This window comes from Candidatus Kryptobacter tengchongensis (genome assembly GCF_001458555.1).
GTDB lineage: Bacteria > Bacteroidota > Ignavibacteria > Kryptoniales > Kryptoniaceae > Kryptonium > Kryptonium tengchongense.
Map to the genome: position 1 here is coordinate 1 of NZ_CZVH01000086.1, position 8430 is coordinate 8430.

The window sequence follows — 8430 nt, forward strand, 5'->3', positions numbered from 1 at the left end:
CCCCCCGTAACACCACGCTCCTATGATCGGTATATCAACATTTTGAAAAACTTCAAAAACTTTAGCAAGGGCGATTGGTTTTATCGCTGGACCTGAAAGTCCACCGGTAACAGTTGCAACTTTTGGTTTCCTTGTTCTTATGTCAATTGCCATTCCAACAATTGTATTTATCAACGATACTGCATCTGCACCTTCGTCTTTGCAAATCTTGGCAAACTCCGAAATTCGTGTGACGTTTGGGGTAAGCTTGATGATCAGAGTTTTATCTGTAAGTTTTCTTGTTTCACTTACAATTTTTGCGGTCATAGAAGGGTTAGTCCCAAACTCAAGACCTCCTTCTTTAACATTTGGACATGAGATGTTAATTTCATAAGCGCTTACACCTTCCGCATTTTCAAGCCGTCTTATAATTTCACAGTAATCTTCAACTCTTTTCGCAGCGATGTTCACGATTATTGCGGTGTCATAGTTTTTAAGAATAGGCAATTTCTCGTTGATGAATTTATCAACTCCGATGTTAGCAAGCCCGATTGAGTTAAGCATTCCACATGGTGTTTCCGCTATACGTGGCGGTGGATTTCCAATCTTCGGTTTTAATGTTAATGATTTGGTAACAATTCCACCAAGTTTGCTTATGTCAACTGTTCCAATAAGTTCATCCCCGTAGCCAAATGTTCCAGATGCAACAAGAACAGGATTTTTAAGCCTTAATTTCCCGATTATGACTTCTGTTTTTATCATAATAAAACTTCTTTTGAATTGAAAACAGGTCCATCTTTACATGCAAGTTTATAAACGCCCTGCCTTGACCTCACAGCACAGCCTTGACATAAGCCAGTTCCGCATGCCATTAGAGTTTCAACTGAGATTTCGCAGTTTAAGTTTAATTCATCACATAAAACAATAAGTGCTTTTAGCATCGGAGTTGGACCACATGCGAAGATTTTAAAGATAGATGAGGAATTTTTTGTGTCCGTGTTTAATATAATTGACCTCAAAAGTTCAATAACAGTTCCCTTATATCCAAAGGAGCCGTCATCAGTTGCAACAAAAACATTTTCAAGTCCGTTAAGCACAAGTTGGTTTTTGCTTTTAGCTCCGACAAATGAAATTACATCTTTATTTTTTTCTTTCAAAATTTTAGTTAAAAATGGAAATGGTGCAACCCCAAGACCACCTGCAACTATAATAGCGGTGTCAAAATTATCGTCAACATTGAATCCATTTCCAAGGGGACCAATTATATCAATTTTTTCGTTTGGTTTTAAGTTTGAAAGAATTTTTGTCCCTTTTCCTATGGCGCTAAAAATTATCTGAATTTTGTCATCAATTGTATTGTAGATGCTAAATGGTCTTCGCAGAAATGGGTCAAAACTTTCAGATATCTTTATATTTATAAACTGCCCTGGTTTTGAAGATTTTGAGATCTCTGGGGCTAAAATTTCTATTCTATATATATTTTCTGCTACAGGTTCGCTTAAGGTGATCGTTGCAATTTCTTTAATTATCATCTATTCTTCTTCTTTTTCTTTCCCTTACGCGTGGCTCCTCCTCAGGTTCTTCGGTTTCTTTAGTAGTGGGTTTTATTTGTTCTACTGGCTTTGTTGCCGGTGTTTGGACAGATGGAATTGTTGTCGCCTTTGACTGTTCATATTTTTCAGGATTTAATTTTATCTGTGCCATCTTTGCATATTCGGATTCTGGGAAGTTGTTTAAAACATTCGTGTAATACTCAATCGCCTTTGCAAAATTTTTAAGTTTATATTCGTTAATCCACCCAATTGCATAAAACGCCTTTGCTTTCAAATTTGAGTTTGAATTATGGTTGCAAATTGTGCTTAACATTTTAATTGCGGTTTCAGGATCTGTGTCAATTAAAGATATTGCAATGTTGTAAATTTTATTTAATGTGTCGCTTATGATTTCGTTTTTAATCCCGATAAATTTCGCCACTTGAGTTGAAAATTCACTGTATGGAAATTTTCTTAGCAGCTCAAGATAAATTTCTTTTGCCTTTGTTGTGTCAATCAATTCGTATATTGTCCCAAGAAGATAATAGGAGCGTGGTGTTACGGGGGATTCTGGATGATTTTCAATTATGTCTTTAAGATAATATATTGCGGAGTCAACCCTGTTAAGGGATGTGTGAAAAGTCCATGCGAGTGAATACTTCGCCTGTGAGATTAGATTTTGTATTGAGTCAATGTTTAATGATATAGTTGAATCCGAGTTCATCTTTATTGAGTTTAGGATGCTATCATTTCTTGAGATGATCAAACGGTTGCGGAAATAATCATTTAGTACTGCGGATTTTCTCTGTGCTTGCCTTGATGCCTCGCTTTGTGGAAACTCAAGCTGCGCTTTTTCATAAAACAATTTCGCTGAGTCATATTTCCCCAAATTTGTCTCATAAATCCGAGCAAGCTCAAAATACCCAAATGCGGATTCCTCGGTTCTTTTGTATGTTGTATCAAGGTAGGTGTAAGTTTGAATTGCAAGTTCTATTTTCCCGGATAAATGATGGGTGCGCGCAAGCTCAAGATAAACTTTCCTTTCATAATCCTTGTCTATGTTTGAATGAATAAGATCGTTTAAAACTCTTTCGGAAAGTTCATAATTCCCAAGCTTGCGTTGCTGAATTGCATATTTTATGAGCGAGTAAATTTTGAGATTTGTCCTTTTTGTTGTTTTTGAGGTGTTGTTGTAAAACTTAGCGCTTTCAGATGGATTTCTTTCTTCGTTGATTTCTCCAAGATAAAATAAAATTTCCGCTTTATCCTCACCCTTTGCTTGTTGTGATGCGAGGTTAAGGTAGTAAATAGCGCTGTCAATTTCGCCAATTCTAAATTTTGCTAAGCCATAAATTTTGTGGAGTTTCCACAGGTTTTTATTTTTGGTGTCATGTCTTGCTTTTGTTTGAAATGAAATTATAACCTCTTCATATTTTTTCTCTTTTGAGAGGGTGAACATGAGAAAGTAAAGCGCTTCGTCGTAAAGTTTGCTTTTTGGAAATGTTGATATAAGTTCTGCAAATTTTCTTTCCGCCCCAAGGTAGTTATCTTGATAAAAATATGCCTTACCTATCATAAGGAGAGCATCATCTCCAACCGAGGTGTTCAGGTAGTATTGTAAAATTTTTGAACACTTTTTTATAACATCATCAAGTTTATTTTTTTCGTTCTGCGGAAGGTTAAATTCAACATCAAATTTTTCAATTGATAAAAATTTTTCAGAGGAAGCCCTGTTATACAAAACCTGCTCAACCTGTTCAAATGTAACTTTAGCGTTGTAATAAGTGTTGAAATATGCGTTGAATTCACTCATTACATTTTTCCAGATTGAGCAACCAGAAAATATAAAAGATGATAATATTATAAGCAGAGGAAGTCTTTTAATCTTGTGGCTCAAGTTTAATTCTACTCTTGAATTTGGCTGATGTAATTTAAAACAATTATTTTCAATTTGCAAATTTATCATGTATTGATTTATGAGCATGGTACTTCTTTTTGAGACAGATACTTTGAAGTTTTTTTAATTTGTTTTTTATCGGTGAAATGTTTAACTTTATTTAGATTAAATTTAAAATAGGTCGTTAAAATGGCGAGTGCGAAATTAATAGAAAAGGTTCGTGAGAATTTCGTAAATCATTTAAAAAAGGGAAATCTACGGGCAACGGAACAAAGATATGAGGTTTTAAACTCAGTTCTTGAAATGAATGGACATTTTGGGGCAGAGGATTTATTTATCAGGATGAAAAATGAGGGGAAGAAGGTATCAAGAGCGACTGTCTATAATACGCTTGAGCTTCTTTTTGAACTTGGGGTTGTCTCAAGGCATAAGTTTGGAAATGTTTTCGTTTATGAACGAGCCTTTGGACGGGAACATCACGATCATTTAATTTGTGTTAACTGTGGGTCTATAATTGAATTTCAAAGCGAGGAGATTGAAAAGATTCAGGATGAGATCTGCAAGAAATATAGGTTTAAGCCGATAAGGCACACTCATCAAATTTTCGGACTTTGTGCAAAATGCGCAGCAAAAGAGAAATGAAAAGGGGTGAGCTAATGAGATTGACTGAAGCAGAGCCTGGAATGGAACTTGAAATTTATGAATTGCCGGTTGGAAATTTTAAAACTCACTTTGTTCGGCTTGGTGTAATAGAGGGGACAAGGGTAAAGTGTATTCATAAGTTGCCCGGTGGCACTGTTGTGATTTCAAAGCGACATCAGGAAATAGCAGTTGGCAGTGAAATAGCAAAAAAAATCATGGTTAAAAAAATTTAGGAAAGTTTTATGCATGTGCATCAATCAGCGGAGACAAAGGTTGAGAAAGATATGAAGAAACTCGTTTTGGTTGGAAATCCAAATGTTGGTAAATCAATCTTCTTTAACTATCTCACAGGGCTTTATGTTGAGGTTTCAAATTATCCGGGAACGACGGTTGAGATTTTAAAGGGGAGATATAAAAACTTCGTAGTATACGACACGCCTGGAATTTATGGACTTTCTTCTTTTAACGATGAAGAAAGGATTGCGAAAAATATAATCATGGATGCTGATGTTATCTTGAATGTTGTTGATGCTGTGAATCTTGAGAGGGATCTCTTTCTTACGCTTCAACTTATAGATTCAGGCAAGCCAGTTGTTGTCGCTTTAAATATGATGGATGAAGCGGAGCAGAAAAAAATAAAAATAAATGTTGAGAAGCTTTCAAATTTACTTGGCGTTACTGTAATTCCAACAGTTGCTGTGAAGCAAATTGGTTTCAAAGAGGTCTTGAATGCGATTGAAAAAGCAACCGCGGGGAACAGAGATAAAAAACTTGCCGAGAAAATCTCGTTGATATCAAGGAAATATGGCATAAGCGATATTGAATCTCTTCTGATAATTGAAGGGGATTCGGAAACTATAGATAAATTTAAATCAAAGTTTGATGGGGAAATTTATGCTTGGAATGAGCGTGAAAAAATTTACATTGAAAGAAGAAACAGGGCAAATCAAATCGTTTCGGAAGTTGTAACCATTAATACCGCTGGTGGAAAAGTCTCAGGTTTGATTGGGAGAATTGCGATACATCCTTTATTTGGTCTTATCTTTATTGGCGTTGTTCTTTATCTTGCATATCTTGTTGTTGGGAAATTGATAGCTCAGGATCTTGTTGAGTTCACGGAGGATAAACTCGGAAAACAAATTTATGAATATAATGTAAGAAAATTTGTTGCAAATTATTTTCCTGTTGAGGTTAATGTGAATGTCCTCAATGAAGATGATGAAATAGTTGATAGCCGAAGTTTTATTTTTGAACATGGTTTTAGGAATTCACCAGATGTTTTGAGGAAAATGCAAAGTTTTGTTCAGGGGAAAAGGGTTGAATATGAATTTAATTTTAAAAATCCTGTTCTCGTCATATTTTTTGGGGAATTTGGTGTTTTAACGATGACTGTGAGATACCTTTTGTTTTTACTTTTACCGCTTGTTGTGGGTTTTTATCTCATGCTTGCAATACTTGAAGATAGCGGTTATTTGCCGAGGCTTGCCACATTCGTTGATAGATTGATGAGTTATATTGGCTTGAATGGTAAAGCGGTTATCCCGTTGATCCTTGGATTTGGTTGTGTGACTATGGCAACTATCACGACAAGAATTCTCTCAACGAAAAGAGAAAAAAGAATAATAACAGCCATCCTGCAAATAACAATTCCATGTTCTGCACAGCTTGCTGTGATAACCACTTTACTTATGAGAGCTGGGTTTCAAGCAACTTTAATTTATATTTTTACGATGTTTTCTGTCTTTGTTATGATTGGGATAATTTTAAATAGAATTTTGCCAGGTGGGGCAACTCCACTTTTGATAGATTTACCCCCGATGAGAATTCCGAGAATTGATAATCTTGTAAGGAAAACCTGGATGCGAACATTTTTCTTCTTAAAAGAAGCTGGAATGTGGTTTTTCATAGGTGCCTTTATTGTCGGAGTTATGCAAGTTACAGGGCTGCTTGATAAATGGATTCAAACGCTTTCGCCTTTGACTGTCGGCTGGTTACAATTACCATCCGAGGCTTCAAGAGCTTTTATAATGGGGATTGTGAGAAGAGATTTTGGAGCAGCTGGATTTTACGCTCTTGACTTAACCCCTATGCAAACAGTTGCAGGACTTGTGACAATTACATTGTTTGTCCCATGTATAGCTTCGCTTATGGTGATGTTGAAGGAAAGAGGATTGTTTGAGGGGCTATTGATATGGATCTCAAGTTGGGTTATTGCATTTACAATTGGTGGGATCGTTTCGCAAATTCTAATTTAAACACCTCTCGTGGTGGGAGACCAAATATATTTGTGTAGTTGAATTTGGAATCTGACATGAAGTTTATCTTCAAGTATCCATGTTGCGAGCGTTATAGGTTCAATTTCACCAAATACGGGTGAAAATAGAATCGTTCCAACTTTTTCAGTGAGATTAAACTTTTTTATTATTTCTTTAGCCCATTCGTAGTCGTTTCTATCTTTTATCACAAATTTTATTTCATCTTTTTTTGAAAGAAGTTCTATGTTTTCCCATCTATTCTTATGGCTCATTTTGCTTCCTGGGCATTTTATATCCATGATAATGTGAACCCTTGGGTCTACCTTGCTTATATCTCTATGCCCTCCTGTTTCAAGCAGAACTGTGAAGTTTTCATCACATAGTCGTTTCATTAATTTAAGTGAATTTTCCTGCAGAAGCGGTTCTCCTCCAGTTATTTCAACAAGTTCGCAATCATATGATTTAACCTTTTCAATGATTTCATCAATTGTCATATTATTTCCTTCATAAAATGCGTATTCAGTATCGCACCACACACATCTTAAATCGCAATAAGTTAATCTCACGAAGACACATGGAAGACCCATCCAGCTTGATTCACCTTGTATGCTGAAGAAAATTTCATTTACAGTAAGTATGTCCTCGCCCTTGTTTATTTCCATCTTTAAGTGGGTGGTTATTCTTGATAGATTGCGGAATATTTTTCGGTTTCCCAGATTTCAACGAAATCAATTTCAAGACCATCATGTTTGGAAAGTTTTAGTTTGAGTTCATCATAGAAAAATTTAGCGAGGTTTTCCGCCGTTGGCTGTATTTTATCAAAGGGTGGTATATCGTTAAGGTGGTAATGATCAAGTTTATTAACGATTTCATTTAGAATTTTTGATAGTTCCTTAAAGTCAATCGTCATCCCGAAATTGTCAAGTTTTTTTGTTTTAACGACAACCTTAACATTCCAGTTATGACCATGCAAGCGACCGCATTCCCCTGGGTAATCTCTAATTATGTGGGATGCTGAAAATCTTTTTTGAACCGAAATTTTATACATAGCTATGGGAAATTATCTTTTTGATGTCTTTATCTTTTCCAAAAATTAAAAGTTCATCTTCCGGGTCAATTTTTGTGTCGGGGTCAGGGACTCCGATTGGCTTTTTGTTTTTTATAACTGTGACGAGAAGGAGGTTATAATTTTTTCTCAATTCAAGTTCGCGAATTGTTTTCCCTACAAAACTTTCGGGTGCTTTAATCCAAGCTATTTCATAATCTTTTGTGATCTCAAAAAATTCAATGAATCCGTCGCTTAAAAGCAACTTTGAGAGTCTTTTTGCAACTTCTTCTTCTGGCGAGATTATATCTTCTTCTTTTATTCCTATGCTTTTTAAGATTTTTTTATGAATTTCTTCCGTTGCTCTCGCGATTATTCTATTGGTTCCAAGTTCTTTAAGCAAGACGCAGGTTAAGAGTAGTGCCTCAAAATTTTCTCCAATTGTCACGATGACCGCGTCCATGTCTTTAAGTCCAAACCTTTCAAGTTCTCTTACATCAGTGCTGTCAAGTTTAACTGCCGTGATGTTAGGGTGATTAATCTCATTTATTCTTTCCTCGTTTACATCAATAGCAAGGACTTCGGCGTCTCCCTCTGCAAGCTCAAGTGCAAGGTTTTTCCCAAATATTCCAAGACCTATTATGGCAAATTTTCTCATTATGTGACAAGAACACTTTCTTTTTGAAATTCGTAATTTCGTTTCTCAATTTTCCCGAAAAGTGCAAATGAGAACGCAAGCGGTCCAATTCTTCCTATAAACATCATCATAATGATAATCAACTTTCCAAAAATTGTCAAATCTCGTGTTATTCCCCTGCTTAATCCAACTGTTCCGAACGCAGAAACGACCTCGAAGAATGTATCAATAAAATTTAAGTTTTTTTCAGTTATTGTAAGGGCAAATGTGGCGGTAAGTATGAAAAGAACTGAAAGCAGGGCGGAAACAAATGCTCTTGATATACTTTCCTCACTAATTTGTTTATTGAAAATCTCAACTCGTTCTTTTCCAGTTACCATTGATGAGATTTTTAAAACGATCAGGGCAAATGAGGTTGTCTTTATCCCGCCACCAGTTGAGCC

Annotated in this window: 10 protein-coding genes; 3 read left to right on the forward strand and 7 right to left on the reverse strand. The window is 35.8% G+C overall.

From position 1 onward, the window contains the following. From AT685_RS06935 to AT685_RS06945, 3 genes are all read right to left on the reverse strand, one after another. Window positions 1-741 (reverse strand): dihydroorotate dehydrogenase (locus AT685_RS06935; RefSeq protein WP_072152076.1); only part of this gene is annotated, 741 nt, incomplete at its 3' end. Further along, complete coding sequence (locus AT685_RS06940; RefSeq protein ID WP_072152077.1) at window positions 738-1511, reverse strand: dihydroorotate dehydrogenase electron transfer subunit; 774 nt, start codon at window positions 1509-1511, stop codon at window positions 738-740. The genes AT685_RS06935 and AT685_RS06940, both read right to left, overlap by 4 nt. After that, window positions 1501-3324 carry a tetratricopeptide repeat protein gene (locus AT685_RS06945; protein ID WP_072152078.1) on the reverse strand — a complete coding sequence of 608 codons (1824 nt, stop codon included), beginning with the start codon at window positions 3322-3324 and terminating at the stop codon, window positions 1501-1503. The genes AT685_RS06940 and AT685_RS06945 overlap by 11 nt, the downstream gene beginning before the upstream one ends. Before the next feature lie 273 nt (window positions 3325-3597). Here AT685_RS06945 and AT685_RS06950 point away from each other — a divergent pair, with 273 nt between their 5' ends. The 3 genes from AT685_RS06950 to AT685_RS06960 are packed head-to-tail and all read left to right on the forward strand — an operon-like array spanning window position 3598 to window position 6305. Further along, window positions 3598-4050 (forward strand): Fur family transcriptional regulator, encoded by a 453-nt coding sequence (locus AT685_RS06950; RefSeq protein WP_072152079.1) that lies wholly within the window; start codon window positions 3598-3600, stop codon window positions 4048-4050. Window positions 4051-4064: 14 nt separating this feature from the next. After that, window positions 4065-4283 carry a FeoA family protein gene (locus AT685_RS06955; protein WP_072149720.1) on the forward strand — a complete coding sequence of 73 codons (219 nt, stop codon included), beginning with the start codon at window positions 4065-4067 and terminating at the stop codon, window positions 4281-4283. 51 nt (window positions 4284-4334) lie between these two features. Further along, window positions 4335-6305: a ferrous iron transporter B gene (locus tag AT685_RS06960; protein ID WP_159420501.1), complete on the forward strand. Its 1971-nt coding sequence runs from the start codon at window positions 4335-4337 to the stop codon at window positions 6303-6305. Here the strand turns inward: AT685_RS06960 and queE are convergent. The 4 genes from queE to AT685_RS06980 all read right to left on the reverse strand — a co-directional run. After that, a complete protein-coding gene (gene queE / locus AT685_RS06965) occupies window positions 6302-6967 on the reverse strand; it encodes a 7-carboxy-7-deazaguanine synthase QueE (RefSeq protein ID WP_072149716.1) in 666 nt (221 codons plus the stop codon). The genes AT685_RS06960 and queE overlap by 4 nt on opposite strands. A 14-nt stretch (window positions 6968-6981) precedes the next feature. Further along, entirely contained in the window at window positions 6982-7353 is a 372-nt protein-coding gene (queD, locus tag AT685_RS06970) for a 6-carboxytetrahydropterin synthase QueD (RefSeq protein ID WP_072152081.1), read from the reverse strand. After that, a complete protein-coding gene (locus AT685_RS06975; RefSeq protein ID WP_081040634.1) occupies window positions 7346-8008 on the reverse strand; it encodes a potassium channel family protein in 663 nt (220 codons plus the stop codon). Before AT685_RS06975 ends, queD begins: the two co-directional genes overlap by 8 nt. Further along, on the reverse strand, window positions 8008-8430 hold a 423-nt coding region (locus tag AT685_RS06980), incomplete at its 5' end, for a potassium transporter TrkG (RefSeq protein ID WP_320409079.1). The genes AT685_RS06975 and AT685_RS06980, both read right to left, overlap by 1 nt.